20 protein-coding genes are annotated in these 19,756 nt (G+C 70.1%); 8 read left to right on the top strand and 12 right to left on the bottom strand.

All coding sequences use genetic code 11. The features are described 5' to 3' along the window. Nucleotides 1–2: 2 nt before the first annotated feature. The 4 genes from AC1Q49_RS00475 to AC1Q49_RS00460 form a co-directional block, all read right to left on the bottom strand. On the bottom strand, nucleotides 3–377 hold the full coding sequence (locus AC1Q49_RS00475; RefSeq protein WP_060958647.1) for an RNA polymerase-binding protein RbpA: 375 nt from the start codon (nucleotides 375–377) through the stop codon (nucleotides 3–5). A 101-nt stretch (nucleotides 378–478) separates the two neighbouring features. Beyond that, nucleotides 479–1,252, bottom strand: a complete 774-nt coding sequence (locus tag AC1Q49_RS00470) for a glycerophosphodiester phosphodiesterase family protein (RefSeq protein ID WP_492490644.1) — start codon at nucleotides 1,250–1,252, stop codon at nucleotides 479–481. After that, on the bottom strand, nucleotides 1,249–2,229 hold the full coding sequence (locus AC1Q49_RS00465; RefSeq protein WP_232783907.1) for an SPFH domain-containing protein: 981 nt from the start codon (nucleotides 2,227–2,229) through the stop codon (nucleotides 1,249–1,251). The genes AC1Q49_RS00470 and AC1Q49_RS00465 overlap by 4 nt, the downstream gene beginning before the upstream one ends. Further along, on the bottom strand, nucleotides 2,229–2,744 hold the full coding sequence (locus tag AC1Q49_RS00460; RefSeq protein ID WP_060958644.1) for an NfeD family protein: 516 nt from the start codon (nucleotides 2,742–2,744) through the stop codon (nucleotides 2,229–2,231). The genes AC1Q49_RS00465 and AC1Q49_RS00460 overlap by 1 nt, the downstream gene beginning before the upstream one ends. Nucleotides 2,745–2,893: 149 nt before the next feature. Here AC1Q49_RS00460 and AC1Q49_RS00455 point away from each other — a divergent pair, with 149 nt between their 5' ends. Together AC1Q49_RS00455 and AC1Q49_RS00450 are read left to right on the top strand one after the other, a co-directional pair. Next, nucleotides 2,894–3,658, top strand: a complete 765-nt coding sequence (locus AC1Q49_RS00455) for an SDR family oxidoreductase (protein WP_060958643.1) — start codon at nucleotides 2,894–2,896, stop codon at nucleotides 3,656–3,658. Between the two features lie 2 nt (nucleotides 3,659–3,660). Continuing rightward, nucleotides 3,661–5,649, top strand: a complete 1,989-nt coding sequence (locus tag AC1Q49_RS00450) for a S9 family peptidase (protein WP_492490643.1) — start codon at nucleotides 3,661–3,663, stop codon at nucleotides 5,647–5,649. Between the two features lie 66 nt (nucleotides 5,650–5,715). On the opposite strand, the gene AC1Q49_RS00445 is transcribed toward AC1Q49_RS00450, so the two are convergent. Together AC1Q49_RS00445 and AC1Q49_RS00440 are read right to left on the bottom strand one after the other, a co-directional pair. Beyond that, nucleotides 5,716–6,267 carry an HdeD family acid-resistance protein gene (locus AC1Q49_RS00445; RefSeq protein ID WP_060958641.1) on the bottom strand — a complete coding sequence of 184 codons (552 nt, stop codon included), beginning with the start codon at nucleotides 6,265–6,267 and terminating at the stop codon, nucleotides 5,716–5,718. 122 nt (nucleotides 6,268–6,389) lie between these two features. Continuing rightward, the gene (locus tag AC1Q49_RS00440) at nucleotides 6,390–6,587 is read right to left on the bottom strand and encodes a hypothetical protein (protein WP_492490642.1); all 198 of its coding nucleotides are present in this window, start codon (nucleotides 6,585–6,587) and stop codon (nucleotides 6,390–6,392) included. Between the two features lie 172 nt (nucleotides 6,588–6,759). Here AC1Q49_RS00440 and deoC point away from each other — a divergent pair, with 172 nt between their 5' ends. The 5 genes from deoC (at nucleotide 6,760) to AC1Q49_RS00415 (ending at nucleotide 11,090) form a co-directional block, all read left to right on the top strand. Further along, the gene (gene deoC / locus AC1Q49_RS00435) at nucleotides 6,760–7,422 is read left to right on the top strand and encodes a deoxyribose-phosphate aldolase (protein WP_492490641.1); all 663 of its coding nucleotides are present in this window, start codon (nucleotides 6,760–6,762) and stop codon (nucleotides 7,420–7,422) included. A gap of 439 nt (nucleotides 7,423–7,861) precedes the next feature. Continuing rightward, on the top strand, nucleotides 7,862–8,818 hold the full coding sequence (locus AC1Q49_RS00430; RefSeq protein WP_492490640.1) for a hypothetical protein: 957 nt from the start codon (nucleotides 7,862–7,864) through the stop codon (nucleotides 8,816–8,818). Continuing rightward, nucleotides 8,815–9,219, top strand: a complete 405-nt coding sequence (locus AC1Q49_RS00425; RefSeq protein WP_492490639.1) for a GntR family transcriptional regulator — start codon at nucleotides 8,815–8,817, stop codon at nucleotides 9,217–9,219. The genes AC1Q49_RS00430 and AC1Q49_RS00425 overlap by 4 nt, the downstream gene beginning before the upstream one ends. 38 nt (nucleotides 9,220–9,257) lie before the next feature. Then, complete coding sequence (locus AC1Q49_RS00420; RefSeq protein WP_492490638.1) at nucleotides 9,258–9,740, top strand: DUF2087 domain-containing protein; 483 nt, start codon at nucleotides 9,258–9,260, stop codon at nucleotides 9,738–9,740. Nucleotides 9,741–9,749: 9 nt separating this feature from the next. After that, a complete protein-coding gene (locus AC1Q49_RS00415; protein WP_101306417.1) occupies nucleotides 9,750–11,090 on the top strand; it encodes an MFS transporter in 1,341 nt (446 codons plus the stop codon). A 21-nt stretch (nucleotides 11,091–11,111) separates the two neighbouring features. On the opposite strand, the gene AC1Q49_RS00410 is transcribed toward AC1Q49_RS00415, so the two are convergent. The 6 genes from AC1Q49_RS00410 to polA all read right to left on the bottom strand — a co-directional run bounded on the left by AC1Q49_RS00410 (nucleotide 11,112) and on the right by polA (nucleotide 19,232). Further along, nucleotides 11,112–11,369, bottom strand: coding sequence for a DUF6458 family protein (locus tag AC1Q49_RS00410; protein ID WP_060958637.1), 258 nt, complete (start codon nucleotides 11,367–11,369; stop codon nucleotides 11,112–11,114). Between the two features lie 103 nt (nucleotides 11,370–11,472). After that, the gene (locus AC1Q49_RS00405; RefSeq protein ID WP_174524648.1) at nucleotides 11,473–12,234 is read right to left on the bottom strand and encodes an SGNH/GDSL hydrolase family protein; all 762 of its coding nucleotides are present in this window, start codon (nucleotides 12,232–12,234) and stop codon (nucleotides 11,473–11,475) included. A gap of 112 nt (nucleotides 12,235–12,346) precedes the next feature. Further along, nucleotides 12,347–13,711: an MFS transporter gene (locus AC1Q49_RS00400; protein WP_492490637.1), complete on the bottom strand. Its 1,365-nt coding sequence runs from the start codon at nucleotides 13,709–13,711 to the stop codon at nucleotides 12,347–12,349. A gap of 13 nt (nucleotides 13,712–13,724) precedes the next feature. Further along, nucleotides 13,725–14,759 carry an LLM class flavin-dependent oxidoreductase gene (locus tag AC1Q49_RS00395; RefSeq protein ID WP_101306415.1) on the bottom strand — a complete coding sequence of 345 codons (1,035 nt, stop codon included), beginning with the start codon at nucleotides 14,757–14,759 and terminating at the stop codon, nucleotides 13,725–13,727. Nucleotides 14,760–14,797: 38 nt separating this feature from the next. Next, nucleotides 14,798–16,474, bottom strand: coding sequence for a DUF885 domain-containing protein (locus AC1Q49_RS00390; protein ID WP_101306414.1), 1,677 nt, complete (start codon nucleotides 16,472–16,474; stop codon nucleotides 14,798–14,800). An 85-nt stretch (nucleotides 16,475–16,559) separates the two neighbouring features. Further along, entirely contained in the window at nucleotides 16,560–19,232 is a 2,673-nt protein-coding gene (gene polA, locus AC1Q49_RS00385) for a DNA polymerase I (RefSeq protein ID WP_492490636.1), read from the bottom strand. Nucleotides 19,233–19,297: 65 nt separating this feature from the next. On the opposite strand from polA, the gene AC1Q49_RS00380 reads away from it, so the two are divergent. Next, a complete protein-coding gene (locus AC1Q49_RS00380; RefSeq protein WP_060958850.1) occupies nucleotides 19,298–19,732 on the top strand; it encodes a hotdog fold thioesterase in 435 nt (144 codons plus the stop codon). Nucleotides 19,733–19,756 lie beyond the last annotated feature (24 nt).

Raw genomic sequence — 19,756 nt, 5'->3', positions numbered from 1 at the left:
CGTCAGGCGCTGAGGCGAGCGTCGCCCGTGGCGCCGCGGCGGGCGCGCAGCAGAGCCAGGCGCTCCTCGAGCAGCTCCTCCAGCTCGGGCACCGTGCGACGCTCCAGGAGCATGTCCCAGTGCGTGCGGGGAGCCTTGTCGCCGGAGTGGTCGATCTCGACGACCGAGTCGCCGACGCGGAGCACGGCCTCGGCGCCGCAGGTGCGGCACTCCCAGGCCTCGGGAAGCTCGGCGTCCGCCGCGAAGGTCATCACGGTCTCGCGTCCGCACTGCGTGCAGACATACGTGTGGTTGGCGCGCTCATGGAACACGACGCCTTCCTCGCTCTGTAGGCTGGAGGCGCCGAGTCGGATGCCGCGCAGGCTGCGATCTGCCATTGTGTGGTCCTCTCGTCGTGTCAGGTATAACGCGCGCACCTGTGTGCATCATCCGAACGGGCGTCCGGCCACCCCCTTTCACAGGGGATGCTCAGCCCGGGTCAGTGCCGCGCGGCGACCGCCTGCAGTGCGAGGTCCGCACGGTCGGTGACGAGGCCGTCCACCCCCAGATCGAGCAGCCTGTCCATGTCGTCGCGGTCGTTGATCGTCCACACGTGGACCTCGACGCCCGCCGCGTGCGCGGCGCGGAGCAGGCGCGGGGTGACGATGCGCACCGCACCCTGGCGCTCCGGAACCTGGAGCGCGTCGACGTCGCGCAGCGCGCGGGCGACAAGGCCCGCCGAACCGGTGGACACCGCCGCCAGGACACGCGCGATGGTGGCCCGGCCGGCGGATGTGGCGGGCTCGCCGCCGAGGTGGCGCGCCGCGTCCAGCGCGTCTCGGCGACGCGCGTCGGAGAAGCTCGTCAGCAGCACGCGATCCGCGTGGGGGACGACGAGGCGTCCTACGGGCCGCGCGGCCGCCGCCGCCTTCACGTCGAGGTTGAAGCGCAGCGTCGGGAACGCCGAGAGGGTGTCCGCCGCGGTGGCGAGCCCACCCCGATCGGCCATGATGCGTTCGAGCTCCGCGTGGTGCACCGCCGCGATCGCGCGCGGGTCGCCGGTCACGCGTCGCAGGTCGTCGTCGTGGAAGAAGACCACGACGCCGTCGGCCGTGAGGTGGCAGTCCGACTCGACGTAGACCGCTCCGGCGGCATGGGCCGCCGCGAACGCGGCGACGCTGTTCTCCACGATGCCCTCGGCATCCGGGGGAACGAACCCGCGGTGGGCGAGCACCCGCGGTGACGACGTCCCCGTGAACCAGGGGTGGGTCACGACGGATCGACGGGAGGCGTGTGCGGTGCGGGCGCGGCGCTCGGCGGCGGGGTCGGCCCGGATGCACCCGCGGCCGCGTCGGTGCGTGCGGCGAACGCGCCGCCCAGGCCCTTCATCGCTTCGGTGAACTCGCTCGGGATGATCCAGAGCTTGCTCGATGCGCTGTTGCTGATCTTCGGCAGCGTCTGGAGGTACTGGTACGCCAGCAGCTTGTCGTCGGGGCGTCCGGCGTGGATCGCGGAGAAGACGTTCTGGATGGCGGCCGCTTCACCTTCGGCCCGCAGGATCGCCGCCTGCTTGTCGCCCTCCGCCCCGAGGATGGCGGCCTGACGGCGTCCCTCCGCCTCGAGGATCTGAGACTGCTTCGAGCCCTCGGCGGTCAGGATCGTCGCGCGGCGCTCCCGCTCGGCGCGCATCTGCTTCTCCATCGAGTCCTGGATCGAGTGGGGCGGGTCGATGGCCTTGAGCTCAACGCGCGACACCCGCAGACCCCACTTCCCGGTCGCCTCGTCGAGCACGACGCGCAACTGACCGTTGATGTTGTCACGGCTGGTGAGGGCCTGCTCGAGGTTCAGCCCGCCGACGACGTTGCGCAGTGTCGTCGTGGTGAGCTGCTCCACCGCCGACAGGTAGTTGGCGATCTCGTAGGTGGCCGCGCGTGCGTCGGTGACCTGGAAGTAGACGACGGTGTCGATCGAGACCACGAGGTTGTCCTCGGTGATGACCGGCTGCGGCGGGAACGAGACGACCTGCTCGCGCATGTCCACGAGCGGGCGCAGGCGGTCGATGAACGGGACGAGCAGGTTCAGGCCGGGGGAGAGGGTGCGCTGGTAGCGGCCGAGGCGCTCGACGACACCGGAGTAGGCCTGGGGGATGATGCGGATGGACCGGAAGAGGACCACGATCACGAAGATCGCGACGACGACCAGGAGGACGATCACGAAGATCTGTCCGACGAATGCTCCGACGTCGACCATCAGTCGGTGCTCCTTTCGGGGGAGTCGGATGCCGCGGGGGACCCCGGGGCGGGAAGCGGGGCAGCGGGCGCGACTTCGACGGTCGCCCCGCGCACGGCGGTGACCACGGCGCGGTCGCCCGGGCCGAGCGGCGCGGCGGACGGCGCGAGCTCGGCGGTCCACTGCTCTCCGTTGTCGAGGCGGACGTATCCGCGCCCGTCGACGAAGGCGGCGCTGACGCGCGCACCCATCCCGTAGAGCGCGTCGACGTTCGTCGGGTGCGGCTGGCTGGAGCGGTGCAGTGCGCGCAGCAGGAGCGGGCGGATCGTGAACAGGAGCAGGGCCGACACGGCGGCGGCGATGAGCACCTGCAGCCACCAGGGGCCGCCGAGGAGGTTCACGCCGAGGCCGCCGATGAGCGAGCCCGCGGCCAGCATGAGGAAGGTGAACTCGAGGGTCAGCAGCTCGATGATCACGAAGATCACGGCCAGCACGAGCCAGGCGATCCACAGATACTGCGTCAGATCGGGCAGCATGCGAGCTCCCTTCGAGTTCTTGTTCGAACCCTAACACCCGGTCTCTCCGTTGCGGTGGCCGCTCGCCGGTCGGCGCGAGGCCCCGGTTGATAGTGTCGAGAGGGCCACGGCGAACTCCGCCCGGCATCCGTCATTTCGCAGGAGCAATCATGTCCCAGCCCATTCCCGCCGGTTCGCTCGCCGGAAGGACGGCGCTCGTCACCGGGTCCTCGCGCGGCATCGGCGCCGACACGGTCCGTTACCTCGCCGAAGGCGGCGCGAACGTCGTCATCAACTTCCGCAACAAGGCGCCGCGCGCGGAGAAGCTCGCCGCGCAGCTGCGCGAACTGGGCGTCGAGGTGCTCGTCGTGGGGGCCGACCTCACCGACCCGGGTTCCGTCGAGGCGATGATGACCGCCGTGCAGGAGACCTTCGGGCAGCTCGATCTGCTCGTCCTCAACGCCTCCGGCGGGATGGAGAGCGGCATGGGCGAGGACTACGCGCTCGTGCTCAACCGCGATGCGCAGCTGAACGTGCTCGATGCGGCCCTGCCGCTGCTGCACGACGGTTCCCGCGTCGTCTTCGTGACCAGCCACCAGGCCCACTTCATCCGCACGACGCCGACCATGCCCGAGTACGAGCCGGTCGCCCTGTCCAAGCGCGCCGGCGAGGATGCGCTGCGTGAGCGGATTCCGGCTCTCGCCGAGCGCGGCATCGACTTCGTGGTCGTCTCCGGCGACATGATCGAGGGCACGATCACCGCGACGCTGCTCGAGCGCGCCAACCCGGGGGCCATCGCCGACCGTCGCGAGTCGGCGGGCAAGCTCTACAACGTGTCCGAGTTCGCCGCGGAGGTCGCTCTGGCCGCCGTCGAACCCGTTCCCGCCGACAACACGAGGCTCGTCGGAGACGTGAGCTCGTTCGGCGGGGAGTGAGCATGCGCGCCGTCGACATCACCTCCCTGACCACGGTCGGTCGCCCGAGCATCGCCCCCGACGGCGCGTTCTCGGTCTTCGCGACCTCGCGCCCCGACCTCGACGCCGACCGCAACGTCGGCCAGATCTGGCGGATCGACCTGCCCGACGGCGAGCCGCGTCGACTGACGCGCGGCACGGCCGACGCCGAGCCGCAGGTGTCACCGGACGGCGGACGCATCGCCTTCGTCCGCGGCGACGCCGACGGTACCCCGCAGGTGTTCGTCCTCCCCGCGACGGGCGGCGAGCCGGTGCAGGCGACCGACGCCCGCGGCGGCGTCGGCTCGTACGCCTGGTCTCCCGACGGCACGCGCATCGCCTTCACCGCCCGCGTACCCGAGCAGGGCCGCTACGGCACCGTCGAGGGCCGCTCCGCCGACGCGGAGTCGCCGCGGCGCATCACCGGGGTGCGCTGGCACGCGAACGGTCTCGGCTACATCGGCGACCGTCCGTCGCACGTCTTCGTCGTCGATGCGCCGGATGCGGGTGCGGAGCCGTTCTACACGCCCGCGCCGACCGCGGACGGCGCGAACGCGGGCGCCAAGGCGAAGCGGGTCGCAGCGGATGCCGTCGCCCTGACCTCGGGGGCGGCATCGCACCATGGCGTCGTCTTCACCGCCGACGGTTCCCACGTGCTCACGGTGGTCGACGAGATCGAGCACGACCGCCGCGACCTGCGCACCCCCCTCATCGCGGTCGCCGTCGACGGCTCGGGCAGCGTCGAGGTGATCGCGCGCGAGGCCGGCTATTCCGTCGACGAGGTCGCCGTCGCGGCGGACGGCACGATCGCGATGCTGGCATCGCGGCCGGGTGCGTCGGGCATCGACTTCATCGCCCCCGACGTCGCGCTGTACGTCCTCGACGGTCCGGTGTCGGCGGTCGTCCCGCGTCGACTCACCGATCCCGAGGCGACCGACCTCGGCGAGGTCGGTTCGCACATCACGCCCATCGGTGCCGATTTCCTCGTGCAGAACCGCACGCGTGGCCGTGTCGAGTTGCTTCGTGTCACCCGTGACGGCGACGTCTCGGTGCTCGTCGACGGCGACGTCGAGGTCGGTGGACACGCGGCGGCGGGGGAGCGGATCGTCTACGCCCACGCGACGCCGCGAAGCCTCGGCGAGCTTTCGCTCGTCGGCGAGGGTGCCCTCACGGCGTTCGGAGACGCGACGGAGCGCTCCATCGTGGTGCGTCCGGAGGAGCGGGAGATCGTCGGTCGCGACGGCTATCCCGTGCACGGCTGGGTCGCCGTCCCGGCGGGTGAGGGGCCTTTCCCCGTCATCCTGCAGATCCACGGAGGACCGTATGCGTCCTACGGCATACACGTCTTCGATGAGACCCAGGTGCTCGTCGATGCCGGCTACGCGGTCGTGTACTGCAATCCGCGGGGGAGTGCGGGCTACGGCCGCGCGCACGGACGAAGCATCCGTGGCGCGATGGGCACGCTCGACCTGGCCGATGTCCTCGACTTCCTCGACGGCGTGGTCGACGGCGACGACCGTCTGGACGGTGCCCGTGTCGGTATCCAGGGCGGCTCGTACGGCGGCTATCTGACCGCGTGGACGATCGCTCACGATCATCGGTTCGCGGCGGCGATCGTCGAGCGCGGGTTCCTCGATCCGGTCAGCTTCCAGGGAACGAGCGACATCGGCTCGTTCTTCGGCGACGAGTACGTCGGCACCGACCCGGAGGACATGGCGCGGCAGAGTCCGATGGCCGTCGTCGGTGCGGTGCGCACGCCCACGCTGGTGATGCACTCGGAGCTCGACTTCCGGTGCCCGCTGGAGCAGGCGACGCGCTACTACACCGCCCTGAAGCGGCAGGGCACCGAGGCGGAGATGCTGATCTTCCCCGGCGAGAACCACGAGCTCACCCGGTCGGGTCGACCGCGACACCGCGTCGAGCGCTTCGATGCGGTGCTCGACTGGTGGGCGCGCCATCTGCCGGCCGGCTGACCGACGGCATCCGCGACGCAGAAGCGCCCCGCGACCTCTCGGTCGGCGGGGCGCTTCTGCGTCGGATCACTTGCCGAACGAGAAGGCACGTCCGATCTGGATGACACCCATCACGACGGCCGAGATGCCCAGCAGCCACCACAGCACCACGGCGCCCCAGAGCGGCGAGAACAGCAGGGTGACGCCGGCGATGATCGAGATGATCGCGTAGAAGATCGTCCAGCCGCGCGACGGGGCCAGGTCGAGGGTCGACAAGGCGACGACGCCCTCGATGATCCACATGATCCCGACGAGGATGCCGAGGAACGCGGCGAGGGTGACGGCGGTCGCACCGAGGTTGGTGAACGCGACGATGCCGGCGACGACGAACAGGACACCGAGCAGCACGTGTCCGATCCGCGACCAGCCGCCCTTTCCGGCGGCGAAGATGCCCAGGCCCGCGTAGACGAGACCGGCGATGATCGCGTAGACCGCGATGAGCGCGGTGACGACCATCGCGGTCTTGCCGGGCCAGACGAGGATGACGATGCCGAGGATGACCGACAACACACCACCCAGACCCAGTGCGGTCCGGATGCCGTTCGTTGCCGTCTTCTCGAGGGACGGTTCAGCAGTCATGGCGAAGCCCTTTCTGAAAATCTCCTGTGAGCGGAGATGTTCTCAGGGTAGCGCTGTTGCGCGGACGGTGCGGAAAGTGACGCGCGGAGTACGCGACGGTTTCGCCGACGGGGGAGAGGGGGTCAGGGCCTCGCGGAGCCGGAATCCTCCTCTGGCTCGCCGCGGCGCTCGATCGCCCCGAGGGCGAACGGAAGGCCGACGGCGAGGGAGGTCAGCAGGAGGCCTCCGATGAAGACCAGCCCTTCGTACTCGGCGACGTTGAAAGCGAACCCCATGAGGTACATGCCGCCGAGGAACAGGACGAGGTAGAGGACGAACACGGGGGAGTCTCCTTCGGAGGGAAGCGATCACACGCAGGTGATTCGTGTGCGTACTATTAGTGTACTAACTAATGATCTGCGCGGTGTCATCACGACCCCGCCGGCGACCCCCAGCCGAGATGAGCATGACCGACCAGACTTTCCCCCCTCCGCAGACTCCGATCTGCGGGGGATGATCGACCACACGCTGTTGACGCCGGAGGCCACCGCCGCCCAGGTCGACGCGCATCTGCGCGAGGCGCTCGACCTCGGTGTCGGTGCGGTGTGCATCCGTCCGACGCTGATTCCCGCCGATGCGTACGGGCTCCGCGTGGTCACGGTGTGCGGGTTCCCGTCGGGTGCCCACGATCCGCGGGTGAAGGCGCTCGAGGCCGAGCTGGCGCTGGCGCGGGGTGCGGACGACATCGACATGGTCGTCGACCTCGGCGCGGTGGCTTCGCACGACTGGGCTGCCGTTCGTCGTGACATCGATGCCGTCCGCGCGGTCGTGCCGAGCGAGAAGACGCTGAAGGTGATCATCGAGTCCGCGGCGCTCTCGGAGGACGAGATCATCCGCTGCAGCGAGATCGGTGCCGAGGCGGGTGTCGACTACATCAAGACGTCGACGGGCTATCATCCCGCTGGCGGGGCCTCGGTATCCGACGTCGCCCTGATCGCACGGATCGTCGGGCCCCACGTCGGAGTGAAGGCGTCGGGCGGCATTCGCACTCGGGCGCAGGCGATCGCGCTCGTGAACGCGGGAGCCTCCCGCCTCGGCGTCTCGTCGACACGTGCATTGCTCGCCGACGAAGCTGCGGATGCCGCACCCGTCGGCGGGGATGCCGTGTCGTACTGACGCGCCCGGGGGGCGCGCATGGGGCGCTCGGTGGCACCTGTCGCGTTCCCTCTCGGCCTTCTCCTGTAACGCCGATAATGCACATTATGTCAACTCGAAGAGAGTGTCGTCGCGTCTCTCGCGCAGCGGTCGCTCCCCTCTCCGGCCGTGCGTCGTCGGCGCCGTGCTGCCGGTGGCGGACATGAGCCCGGTCTAGTCATTACGTCGCGGACAACGGACGCGAGGCCTGTCGCCTGCTCTTGACGCCGTTGTCGCGATCGCGCGAGTTCGAAGCCGAGCCGCAACCCTGCTTGTATCCCAAACGTGGTACAACTTGTGATAGAACTATGACACAAGAGTGGCGGGAGAGACCATGTACGGATTGAGGATCGCGGGCTTCGCTCCGATCGACTGGTTGGCGGCGGCGTTCTCGACGCCCCTCACGTCTCTGGTTCTGGCGATGATCGCCGTCGGCGGGTATGTCGCTTTTACGGGGTCTGGCCGACACGCCCCCATGGTGTTGCACGGGGCCGCCGAGCGGTCGGTGAACAAGCGATACGCACATGAGCGTCGCGCTCTGGCGATCTCTGCCCTCGCGGTGGTCGCTGTTTTCGCGGCTGAGGACATCGTGCGCGGCTCTGCGCTCCATGCGGACGGCGCGGTGTCATGGTGGCGATTCGCCACCCCCGTCGTATCCAGCGCTCTCGCCGTCGGTGTTCTCGCTGCCGTGATCACGCGGCGAGGATCCGGGCCCGCCGAAGCTGCGGTCATGACAGGAGCGCGGCGAACGTGGACGACCTTCGGTCCCCGCGTGGGCCTCATCCTGTGCGGTGTCGTGTCCGTGTTTCTCATCGCGACGACGATCGGCGCCGGGCTGACGTCGTCTGCTGATGACCGCGGTCAGCACATCTGGCTCGAGATTCCCATCCCGAACGAAGCCGCGATCGATCCGATCCGGCTCGGGTACTACGGATGGGCGTTCGGTGCGCCGGTCCTGATCGCCGTCGCGGCTCTGCTCGTCACGACAGTGATCGCACTGCGTCGCAACGCCGCGCGGCCCTTCATCCGCCCGGAGACGGTCGCAGCGGAACGCGGACTTCGCGCGGATGTCGCGAGCGGCGCCGTCGCACTGTCGACGGCCGGGATGCTGCTGGCGATGGGCGGGGCATGGCGGCTCATCGCCCGCGCGGGCTCACCGGCGCAGTTGTGGATTGACGGCCAGAACGGTGGCGAGCCGTACGACGCGACATGGCGGTACGCGGAACTCGCTTCCGTCGCCGGTTGGGCGGCTCCCATTCTCGAGCTCATCGCGTTCGGCCTCCTCTTCGTCGTCGCCGCCAAGATGGGGAAGAAGCGCCCCTCCTCCCCTGACGCGCGCATCGACGAGCTGGCCGACGCGGCGGGGACGGGTCGGTGAGCGCCCACCGGGCGCTGTCGCCGGCAGACGACGGCAGCCCCACGATGGACATCTACCGGCAGTTCCGTGGTCTCATCGTCTCCGGCCAGCTGGGGGCCAACGAGCGGCTGCCTACCGTGCGCCAGACCGCCAGCGACCTCGGCGTTGCGGCCGGCACCGCCGCGAAGGCGTACAAGATGCTCGAGCAGGACGGACTCGTGGTCACCCGGACCGCCGCCGGCACGCGGGTCGCCGAGTCGGCCGCACGCCTTCCTCTCTCGGTCGCCCGGCGGATACGCGAACTGGTGACCGCAGCCGACGCTGCCGGCGCCGAGCTCGACGATGTCATCGACGTCCTTCGTGTCACGTGGCGAACGACAGTCGACGGTGGATTCACGGGGTCACCGCAGGAAGCCATGTGAGGAGCCCTGTAAAACCCCAGCCTCGCTACCCTGAACGGATGACGGACTCCCCCGAGACGTGGCGCGCGATCATCGCGGCGTTGCGCGACGACGACGTCCGTGCGGTCCTCGCGGAGACGGCGTCCCCGCCGCGAACGCCACGAGCGCGCGAGCGAGCCCTCGACCGCCTCACGGCTCTCGGCCTGGTGGTGCGCGGCGGCGACGGCATCCGCTTCGACGATGCCCCGCTGCGGGCTCTTCTGGTGGCGCCGCCTCGCCCGCGCGGGCCCGAGCGCTTCCTCGACCACGACGGTCGCATCGATCGGTATCCCTCGCAGCAGGGTGAGCGTGTCGCGCTGCTCCGTCTCGTCACGGAGCGCGCCTTCTCCCCCGGCGTCCTCATGAGCGAGCGCGACGTCAACGAGCGGCTCGAGCCGTACGCGCCGAGCGGCGATGTCGCCGTGCTCCGACGTCACCTGGTCGATCACGGACTCCTCGTCCGCACGCCGTCCGGGTCCGAATACACGCTCGCACGCGAGTAGCGTTGAGGGGTGAGCTCGCCCCGCCTCTCCCCCGCGTCCGTCGGGCCGGATGCCAGAGCCTGGCTCATCTGGGGCGTGGGCGTCGCGGCCTACATGCTCGCCGTGATCAACCGCTCCTCGCTGTCGGCGGTGGGCGTCGACACCGCACAGCGATTCGGGGCGGATGCCGCGACGCTCTCGATGTTCGCCGTCGTCCAGCTCGCCGTCTACGGCGGCATGCAGATTCCGATCGGCCTCCTGCTCGACCGTTACGGCGCCCGCCCGATCATGACGGCGGGGATGCTGCTCATGGCGGCGGGACAGCTGACTCTCGCCTTCTCCCCCAGCGTCGGCGTCGCGATCTTCGCCCGGATGCTGCTCGGCGCCGGCGATGCGGCGATCTTCCCGGGGGTGCTGCGCCTCGTCGCCGTGTGGTTCCCGGCGCAGCGCGGTCCGCTGATGGGTCAGCTCACCGGACTCGTCGGACAAGCGGGACAGCTCCTGGCCCTCGCGCCGCTCGCCGTGATGCTCCACGCCACGAGCTGGGAGATCGTGTTCGGCGGCATCGCCGGGCTGTGCGTGCTGTTCGGCATCCTGGTGTGGGCCGTCATCCGCAATCATCCCCCCGCGCTGCGCGCCGATGTCTCGGTCGACACCAGCACCGGGGCGATCAGGGTGGTGCGCTCGTCCATGGACACCGGCGTCGGCATCCGCGCCGCCTGGGCGCACCCCGGCACCCGCCTCGCGTTCTGGTCGCACTTCACGGCTCCCTTCGCCGGCACGGCGTTCGTGCTGCTGTGGGGAACGCCCTTCCTGACGGCCGGTGAGGGGCTCAGCGCCGCCCAGTCGGCGGGCGTGCTGTCCACGTACGTCGTCGTGGGCATGGCGCTCGGCCCGATCATGGGCGACATCTCCCGTCGCATCCCGCATCTGCGCTCGCGCGCCCTGGTGCTGCCGGCGGTGGCGACCCAGTTCAGCGTGTGGATGGTGGTCGTCGCCTGGCCCGGACCTGCGCCGCTCTGGCTGCTGTACGCGCTGGCGGTCGCTCTCGCCATGGGCGGTCCGGCCTCGATGATCGCGTTCGACCATGCGCGCACGCACAACCCGGCGCACCGGTTGAGCACGGCGACGGGTATCACCAACGTCGGCGGCTTCCTCGCCGCGCTGATCGCGATCTTCGCGATCGGTCTGGCCCTCGACCTGCAGGGTGCGGGCACGCCCGACACCTACCGGCTGGACGCGTTCCGCATCGCCTTCCTGGCTCAGGTGCCGCTGTGGGCGCTCGGATGGACCTTCATCGTCATCGAACGGCGCAAGACCCGGGTTCTTCTGGGCATGGACCCGCCGCGCCGCCCGCGCGCGAAGGGCTGAACGGGGCGAGGGTGAGCCCGCTCAGACGGTGCCGTCGCCGGAGGTGCGCGACTCGGTCTGGGTGATCCGCTCCCCCACCCCGGGCTCGACGGTGCGCGTCACCTGCTGCGTCGAGCGACGACGAAGCAGGAGGACGAGCCCGATGATGAAGACGAGCACACCGGCGCCCATCAGGATGTAGCCGATCATGTCGAGGTCCACGTACGGGACGTCGACGTTCACCGCGAAGACCAGGATGGCTCCGATGACGAACAGCGCGATGCCGGCTCCGATGCTCATGGCGTTCTCCTTGGGTGGGGTTCGGGTGACGGGATGAGACGTCCCCATCGTGGCCGACCCGTGATCGCGTGCCCATGCCCTTGACAGTCACGGGCGCGCGACGCTAGCGCGGGGCGATCTCCACCCATCCGCCGCCGAACTTCGGCTCGCGTCCATCACCCGACGACGTTCCGGTCAGCCGCCGGCGCACCCAGGGGCCCAGGTGCTCGCGGACGTAGTCGCGCTGAGCGAGCCGCACGGCATCGGGGATGGCCGGCATGCTCCACCATCCGTCGGGCACGGCCTCCCCCAGGGCGTCGAGCACGCGGGCGGCGACCCGATGGTGGCCGCGGCTGTTCATGTGGAGGCGATCCTCGGACCAGTAGGACGGGTCGGACAGTTCGGCGTCGGGCCAGTTGAGGGCGCGGACGACGTCATCACGGTCGCCGACACGGTCGATGACGGCATCCGACATCAGATCGCCCCGCCGCTGGATCAGGCGGCCCATCGGCAGTTGCGCCGACGGGTTCGCGCCCGAGAGGAGGACGAGCGTGACGCCCTCCTCGTCGCAGCGGCGCAGCACCTGGCTGAAGGCGTCGGCGATGTGCGCGATGGACGTCCGCGGGCGCAGCATGTCGTTGCCGCCGCCGTTGAACGACAGATGCGTCGGCTTCAGTGCCAGTGCCGCCTCCAGCTGCTGACGCACGATCGGCCAGATCAGCTTCCCGCGGATCGCGAGGTTCGCGTACTGAAGGGGTTCCCCACGCGAGTCGGCCCACCCCTGCGCCGCGAGATCCGCCCAGCCGCGGACCCGGCCGTCGGGAAGCTCGTCGCCGACACCCTCCGTGAACGAGTCCCCGATCGCCACGAAACGCACGTCTGTCACCCGCTCAGCCTACGCCGCGCGTCACCCGACACGTCTCCTTCATTCGTCCCCTGTGGTCGCATCCCTGTGCGCAGAGCGACCACAGGGGACGGATGAAGCGGATGCCGGGGCGTCAGCGGTCGTCGAGGGCGGCGCCGCGGTGGTCGGCCGACCCCCATGCCGCAGCGGCGGCGAGGACGAAGAACGCGGCGAACACCACGAACAGCAGCGGGGCTCCGCCGCCCGCGAGCAGCGGCGACACGCTCAGCGGTGCGACGATCGACGCGATGCGTCCGACGCCGGCCGCCCATCCGGCCCCGGTCGCGCGCAGCGACGTCGGATAGTTCTCGGGCGTGACCGCGTACAGCGCGCCCCACGCGCCCAGGTTGAAGAACGACAGGGCCATCCCCGCCCCGATGATCATGCCCTCGGTCGATGCGGTTCCGAAGACGACGGCGGCCGCGGCGGATCCGGCGAGGAACATCGAGAGCGTGAGGCGGCGACCCCAGACCTCGATCAACCAGGCCGCCACCGCGTAGCCCGGCAGCTGTGCGAGGGTGATGATCAGCGTGAACCCGAACGACTTCACGAGGCCATAGCCCTGCGCGAAGAGGATCGTCGGCATCCAGATGAATGCGCCGTAGTAGGCGAAGTTGACGCAGAACCAGACGGTCCACAGCGCCGCGGTCCGCACGCGGAACTCGCTCGACCAGAGCGCGCGGACGCCTCCCGTCGCGAGTGCGGGGCCGTCCGCCGACCCCGCCGGGGCGTGGCGGCGGTGCCCCCCGCCGAGCACGGGCGACGACTCGAAGCCGGCCGTGATCGCCTCCGCCTGCGCGACGCGCCCGCGGCGCACGAGCCAGCGCGGCGACTCCGGCAGGCCCCAGCGCACCACGAGCGCGTACACGGCCGGAACCGCACCCAGCGCGAACGCCCAGCGCCAGCCGTCGGCGGATGCCGGGACCACGAAGAAGCCGATGAGGGCCGCCGCCGTCCACCCGACGGCCCAGAACGCCTCGAGGATCACGATGAGCCGTCCGCGCATCCGCGCCGGGGCGATCTCGCTCACGTAGGTGCTCGCCACGGGGAGCTCCGCGCCGAGTCCCAGGCCGACCAGCACCCGCAGGGCGATCAGGGCGGCCAGCCCGCCGGCGAGGGCGCTCGCGCCCGTCGCGACGCCGTAGACGAGCAGTGTGATCGCGAACACCGACCGACGGCCGAACCGATCGGCGAGCAGGCCGCCGAGACTCGCCCCGATCGCCATGCCGACGAAGCCCGCCGAGGCGATCCACGACGCCTGCTCCCCCGTCAGCGACCATTGCGCGATGAGCGCCGTCAAGACGAAGGAGACCAGGCCGACATCCATCGCATCCAGTGCCCACCCGAGGCCGGAACCGGTGAGCACCTTCAGGTGCCGACGGGTGAACGGCAGCGCGTCCAGCCTCTCGCCCACGTCGGCGCGCGCCGAGACGCGGGGGGCGGCCGCAGCATCCGTCATGACTGAACCCTTCTCAGGATGCCGCGAGCATCTCGCTCACGAGCGGTGCGACCCGGGTGCCGTACAGCTCGATGGAGTGCATCAGCTTCGCGTGCGACAGGGTGCCGTTCGCGTACTTCAGGTCGAAACGCGTGGCGCCGAGGGTCTTCATCGTGGCCGCGATCTTGCGGGCCACGGTCTCGGGCGAGCCTGCGTAGACGGAGCCCTCGGGCCCGATGTCGTGCTGGAACTGCAGCCGGCTGTACGGCGGCCAGCCGCGCTCGGCGCCGATCGCATTGCGGTTGATCTCCATCGCCGGGTACAGCTCGTCCCAGGCCTGGGCGTCGGTGTCGGCGATGTGGCCGGGAGAGTGCACGCCCACCGGCATCGGGGCGGTGTGACCGAACGAGGCGAGCGAGCGGTGGTAGAGATCGACGTAGGGACGGAAGCGGTCCGCGGACCCGCCGATGATCGCGAGCATGAGGCCGTACCCGTACCGCGCGGTGCGCACCACCGACTCCGGCGAGCCGCCGACACCGACCCAGGCGCGGAGACCGTTCTCCGTCTTCGGGTAGACGTCCGCGGCGGTGAGCGACGCGCGTGTCGTCCCCTGCCACGTCACGGGCTTCTCGGTCAGCAGCTGCGAGAAGAGGTCGAGCTTCTCCTCGAACAGCACCTCGTAGTCGCTGAGGTCGTAGCCGAACAGCGGGAACGACTCGATGAACGAGCCCCGTCCGAGGATCACCTCGGCGCGACCGGACGACAGCGCGTCGAGGGTCGCGAAGCGCTCGTAGACACGCACCGGATCGTCGCTGGAGAGCACGGTGACGGCCGTACCGAGATGGATCTTCTCGGTACGGGCCGCCGCCGCGGCGAGCACGAGTTCAGGGCTCGACACCGCGAACTCGTGCCGGTGGTGCTCCCCCACGCCGAAGAACGACAGGCCGACCTGATCGGCCAGCACCGCCTGATCGACGATGTCGCGGATCGTCTGCGCGTCGCTCAAGCGCGTGCCGTCATCGCCGACCGTGACGTCGCCGAAGGTGTCCAGTCCCAACTCTGCATTCATGTGAATGAGAACCTTCCGCGCGTCGGCCGCATTCCCGGTCAGCCCTGCGCGAGGGCCATCCGCAGGGTGTCGAGTCCGACACCGCCCAGTCGCAGCGCCCGCATGTGGAAGCGCTTGATGTCGAAGTCGTCGCCCTCGCGTTCGGCGGTCTCGTCGCGGATCTGCTCCCAGATACGCTGTCCGACCTTGTAGGAGGGCGCCTGACCCGGCCAGCCGAGGTAGCGGTTCACCTCGAACTGGATGAACTCGTCCGACATGTTGACGTTGCGGCGCATGAACTCGAGCGCGAAGTCGGCATCCCAGATGCCCTCGCCGTCGGGGCGCGGCTTGCCCAGGTGCACGCCGATGTCGAGGACGACGCGGGCGGCGCGCATGCGCTGACCGTCGAGCATGCCGAGACGGTCGGCGGGGTCGTCGAGGTAGCCCAGCTGCTCCATGAGGCGCTCCGCGTACAGGGCCCAGCCCTCCGCGTGACCGCTGGAGCCCGCGAGGAGGCGGCGCCAGGAGTTGAGCTCGGCACGGTTGTAGACGGCCTGCGCGATCTGCAGGTGATGACCGGGAACGCCCTCGTGGTAGACCGTCGTCAGCTCGCGCCAGGTGTCGAAGGAGTCGACGCCCTCGGGCACCGACCACCACATGCGACCGGGACGGGAGAAGTCGTCCGTGGGGCCCGTGTAGTAGATGCCGCCCTCGTTGGTGGGCGCGATCATGCACTCCAGGCGACGGATCTGCTCCGGGATGTCGAAGTGGGTCTTGCCGAGCTCCTCGACCGCGCGGTCGCTCGTCGCCTGCATCCACTCCTGCAGCGCGACGGTGCCGCGAAGCTTGCGGGCCTCGTCGTTCTCCAGGAACGCGACGGCCTCCTCGACGCTGGCTCCCGGAAGGATCTCGTTCGCGATGGCCTCCTGCTCGGCGACCATGCGGGCGAGCTCTTCCAGACCCCACTCGTAGGTCTCATCCAGGTCGATGACCGCGCCGAGGAAGCTCCGGGAGTGCAGTGCGTACAGCTCACGACCGACGCCGTCCACCTCGGAGGCCGCGGGAGCGAGCTCGGTGCGCAGGAAGTTCGCGAGCTCGTCGTACGCGACCCGCGCCGCACCGGCATGACCGGACAGGGTCTTGGCGAGCGAGGCGGGCAGCTGCCCCTCGGCGGGGGCGGCGTCGGCGGCGAAGGTCGCGAAGAAGCCGTTGTCGGACGTGTACCGCGCGATCTGACCGATGACCTCGGTGACCTGGCGGCGGGCCGGCACGACCCCGGTCGCGATCCCTTCGCGGAGGGTCTCGATGTAGCCGCCGATCGCCTCGGGGATGGCGGACAGCCGCGTGGCGATGACCGACCAGTCGTCGATCGTGTCGGTGGGCATGAGGTCGAAGACGCTGCGCAGCTCCTGCGCGGGCGAGGCGATGACGTTGACGTCGCGCAGGTGGGCGCCCGCCTCGTACAGCGCGATCGAGAGCTCCAGGTCTCCGCTCAGGTCGGCCTTGGTGACGACGTCGACGTCGTCGACCGGCTCGGCGGCCTGCAGGGCGGCGAGGGCGGCGCGCGCGGCGTCCACGCGCGCGGCGGCGCCGGCGAGCGAGTAGTCGTCGAGTCGGCCGTTGTGCTCGAAGCGTCCGATGTAGGTGGCCAACCCCGGGGAAAGCTCGGCACAGGTGTCGACCCATGCCTCAGCGATCGCGTCGATCGGCGTGGGGGTACGGGGGGAATCAGTCATTCTTCGAGCCTAATCCCGACACGGCCTCGACGTGGGGCGGGATGCCGACGACCGCGGAACCGGATGCCACCGCGGCCGCGCCCGCTCAGTGCCCCGCGATGTCCCAGTTCTCGCCCCGGCCGATCTGGACGTCGAGCGGCACCGACAGCTCCGCGGCGTCACCCATGCGGTCGTGGACGATCTTCTCGACCGTGTCCCACTCCCCCGGTGCCACCTCCACCACGAGCTCGTCGTGGATCTGGAGCAGGACCCGCGATGCGACGCCCTGCGCGCGGAACTCGTCGTGGATGCGGAACAGCGCGATCTTCATGATGTCCGCGGCGCTGCCCTGGATCGGGGCGTTCAACGCGGCGCGCTCCGCGTTCTCGCGCAGCACGCGGTTGGGGCTCGCGAGATCGGGGAAGGGGCGGCGGCGCCCGAAGATCGTCTCCGTGTAGCCGTCGATGCGCGCCTGCTCGACGGAGGAGCGCAGGTAGTCGCGCACCGCGCCGAAGCGGGCGAAGTACTCGGTCATCAGCAGCTTCGCCTCGGACTGTTCGATGCGCAGCTGCTTCGACAGGCCGAACGCGCTCAGGCCGTACACCAGGCCGTAGCTCATCGCCTTGACCTTGGTGCGCATGGCGGACGTCACGTCGGCCGGCTCGACGCCGAACACCCGTGCCCCGACGAACCGGTGCAGGTCCTCGCCCGAGTTGAACGCCTCGATCAGACCGGCGTCGCCCGAGAGGTGCGCCATGATGCGCATCTCAATCTGCGAGTAGTCCGCCGTCAGCAGGGTATCGTAGCCCTCGCCGACCTCGAACGCGGCGCGGATGCGCCGAGACTCCTCGGTGCGGATGGGGATGTTCTGCAGGTTCGGGTCGGTGCTCGACAGACGCCCCGTCTGGCTGCCCGTCTGCACGTACGTCGTGTGGATGCGGCCGTCGGAGCCCGCGGCGCGATCGTTGCCGATCGACGAGTCGAGCGACTCGATGATCTGCCGGAGCTTGGTGGCTTCGCGGTGCTGCAGGAGCAGATCGAGGAACGGATGCGGGTGCGACTCCTGCAGGTCGGCGAGCACCGCGGCATCCGTCGAGTACCCGGTCTTCGTCTTGCGCGTCTTGGGCAGCTCGAGCTGCTCGAACAGCACGTCTTGCAGCTGCTTGGGCGAGCCGAGGTTGACCTCCCGCCCGATCTGCGCGTAGGCGAGCTGGGCCACGGCGTCGGCCCGCGCGCCGAGCTCCGTGGAGAACGCAGAGAGCTTCTCGTGCGAGACGGCGACGCCGGCCAGCTCCATGTCGGCGAGCGTGTCGAGGGTGGGCAGCTCGATCTCGGTCATGACGCGGGCGACGGATGCCGGGATCTGCGCACGCATCTCGTCGGCGACCCGCAGCGCGTACCACGAGAGCTGGCCCGGGGTCGCGCCCTCGGTCTCGGGCACGAGCTGGGTGGGATCCGCCTCGGGGAGCTTCTCGTCGAGGTAACGGTCGACGAGGTCGGACAGCCCCTTGTCGGGGAAGCTCGGACGCAGCAGCCAGCCGGCGAGGATCGGGTCGAAGACGAGCCCCTGCAGGCGCACGCCCGCGCGGCGCAGGGCCTTCACCTGGGGCTTCGCGTCGGCGATGACCTTGGGCGCCGCGCTCTCCAGCCACGGCCGGAGCACGGCCGCCGTGTCGGGCGACCACGTCGTCTCGACGGCGCTGTCGGCCAGGGCGAGTCCGACGCGGGCGGGAAGGCCGGCGTCGGTCGTCACCGTCACGGCGACGTCGGCGGCATCCGGGGTGAGATCGCGGGCGCCGATCCAGGCGGCCAGCGCGGCGGCATCCGCCTCTGCGGGCTTCGGGGCGGCGACCGCGGTCGCGGCGTCGTGCGCGCCCTCGTCGGGGTCGGCGCCGACGGCCTCGAACACGCGCGGGAGGAGGGTGCGGAACTCGAGCCGCGCGAAGATGTCGCGAACGGCCTGCGCGTCGATGGGCTGCACCACGAGGTCGGACGGCTCGACGCCGAGCTCCACGTCGCGAAGGAGCGCGTTGAGCGACCGATTGCGGCGCACGTCGTCGAGATGGTCGCGGAGGTTTCCTCCGACGACACCGGTGATCTTGTCGGCGTTCTCGATGAGCGCATCCAGCGTGCCCCACTGCGTGAGCCACTTCACGGCGGTCTTCTCCCCCACCTTCGGCACGCCGGGCAGGTTGTCGCTCGTCTCGCCGACGAGGGCGGCGATGTCGGGGTAGTTGACGGGCGGGAGGCCGTACTTCTCGACGACCGCGGCGGGCGTGTAGCGCTTGAGCTGCGAGACACCCTGCACGCTCGGGTAGAGCAGCGTGACGTCGTCGGTGACGAGCTGGATCGTGTCGCGGTCGCCCGAGCACACGAGCACGTCGAAGCCCTCCGCGGCTCCCTGTGTCGCGAGCGTCGCGAGGATGTCGTCGGCCTCGACGCCCTCCTTGGTGAGCACCGGGACGTTCATCGCGGCGAGGCAGTCCTGCAGCAGCGGGATCTGGCCCTTGAACTCCGCCGGCGACTCGGACCGGTTCGCCTTGTACTCCGGATACACGTCGGTGCGGAACGAGTGGCGCGAGGTGTCGAAGGCCACCGCGAGGTGGGTGGGCTGCTCCGCCTTGACGAGGTTGACGAACATCGACAGGAAGCCGTAGATGCCGTTCGTGTGCTGCCCGTCACGGGTCGTGAAGTTGTCGACCGGGAGGGCGAAGAACGCACGGTAGGCGAGCGAATGGCCGTCCACGACGAGAAGGGTAGGCTTTGCGGAGTCCGTCACCCTGCAACTCTAGACGGGGGCATGGACACCGCAGCCTCCGATCCGATCGCTTCCGAAGGTGGATGATGACCGCTGAGAACACCCCTGCAGACCTCGACGGCATGGCCTGGGCGCGGCAGCGCGGGATGGGCGCGCTGGCCGAGAAGATGGGCATCGAGTTCGTCGAGTTCACGATCGAGCGCTCCGTCGCGACCATGCCCGTGGCGGGGAACACGCAGCCCGTCGGGCTGATGCACGGCGGTGCCTACGTCGTGCTCGGCGAGTCGCTGGGCTCGATGGCCGCGAACCTCCACGCCGGACCGACACGCCTGGCCGTCGGCGTCGACATCAACGCGACGCACACGCGGTCGGCGACCAGCGGCATCGTGACGGGGGTGTGCACGCCGGTGCACCTCGGGCGCAGCATCACGGTGCACGAGATCGTCGTGACCGACGAACAGGGACGGCGATGCTCCACGATCCGGATCACCAACATGATCACGGATCGCCCGGCGGTCTGACCCCCTCAGCGGGGCGCCGAGCCG

Source organism: Microbacterium sp. MPR-TSA4, from assembly GCF_058792815.1.
This window is presented reverse-complemented; position numbering and strand designations above follow the sequence as displayed.

Coding starts and splice junctions, on each gene's coding strand:
- AC1Q49_RS00475 (WP_060958647.1), bottom strand. CDS start 377: ATGGCAGATCGCAGCCTGCGCGGCATCCGACTCGGCGCCTCCAGCCTA.
- AC1Q49_RS00465 (WP_232783907.1), bottom strand. CDS start 2,229: ATGGTCGACGTCGGAGCATTCGTCGGACAGATCTTCGTGATCGTCCTC.
- AC1Q49_RS00460 (WP_060958644.1), bottom strand. CDS start 2,744: ATGCTGCCCGATCTGACGCAGTATCTGTGGATCGCCTGGCTCGTGCTG.
- AC1Q49_RS00455 (WP_060958643.1), top strand. CDS start 2,894: ATGTCCCAGCCCATTCCCGCCGGTTCGCTCGCCGGAAGGACGGCGCTC.
- AC1Q49_RS00450 (WP_492490643.1), top strand. CDS start 3,661: ATGCGCGCCGTCGACATCACCTCCCTGACCACGGTCGGTCGCCCGAGC.
- AC1Q49_RS00445 (WP_060958641.1), bottom strand. CDS start 6,267: ATGACTGCTGAACCGTCCCTCGAGAAGACGGCAACGAACGGCATCCGG.
- deoC (WP_492490641.1), top strand. CDS start 6,760: ATGATCGACCACACGCTGTTGACGCCGGAGGCCACCGCCGCCCAGGTC.
- AC1Q49_RS00430 (WP_492490640.1), top strand. CDS start 7,862: ATGATCGCCGTCGGCGGGTATGTCGCTTTTACGGGGTCTGGCCGACAC.
- AC1Q49_RS00420 (WP_492490638.1), top strand. CDS start 9,258: ATGACGGACTCCCCCGAGACGTGGCGCGCGATCATCGCGGCGTTGCGC.
- AC1Q49_RS00410 (WP_060958637.1), bottom strand. CDS start 11,369: ATGAGCATCGGAGCCGGCATCGCGCTGTTCGTCATCGGAGCCATCCTG.
- AC1Q49_RS00400 (WP_492490637.1), bottom strand. CDS start 13,711: ATGACGGATGCTGCGGCCGCCCCCCGCGTCTCGGCGCGCGCCGACGTG.
- AC1Q49_RS00395 (WP_101306415.1), bottom strand. CDS start 14,759: ATGAATGCAGAGTTGGGACTGGACACCTTCGGCGACGTCACGGTCGGC.
- AC1Q49_RS00390 (WP_101306414.1), bottom strand. CDS start 16,474: ATGACTGATTCCCCCCGTACCCCCACGCCGATCGACGCGATCGCTGAG.
- AC1Q49_RS00380 (WP_060958850.1), top strand. CDS start 19,298: ATGACCGCTGAGAACACCCCTGCAGACCTCGACGGCATGGCCTGGGCG.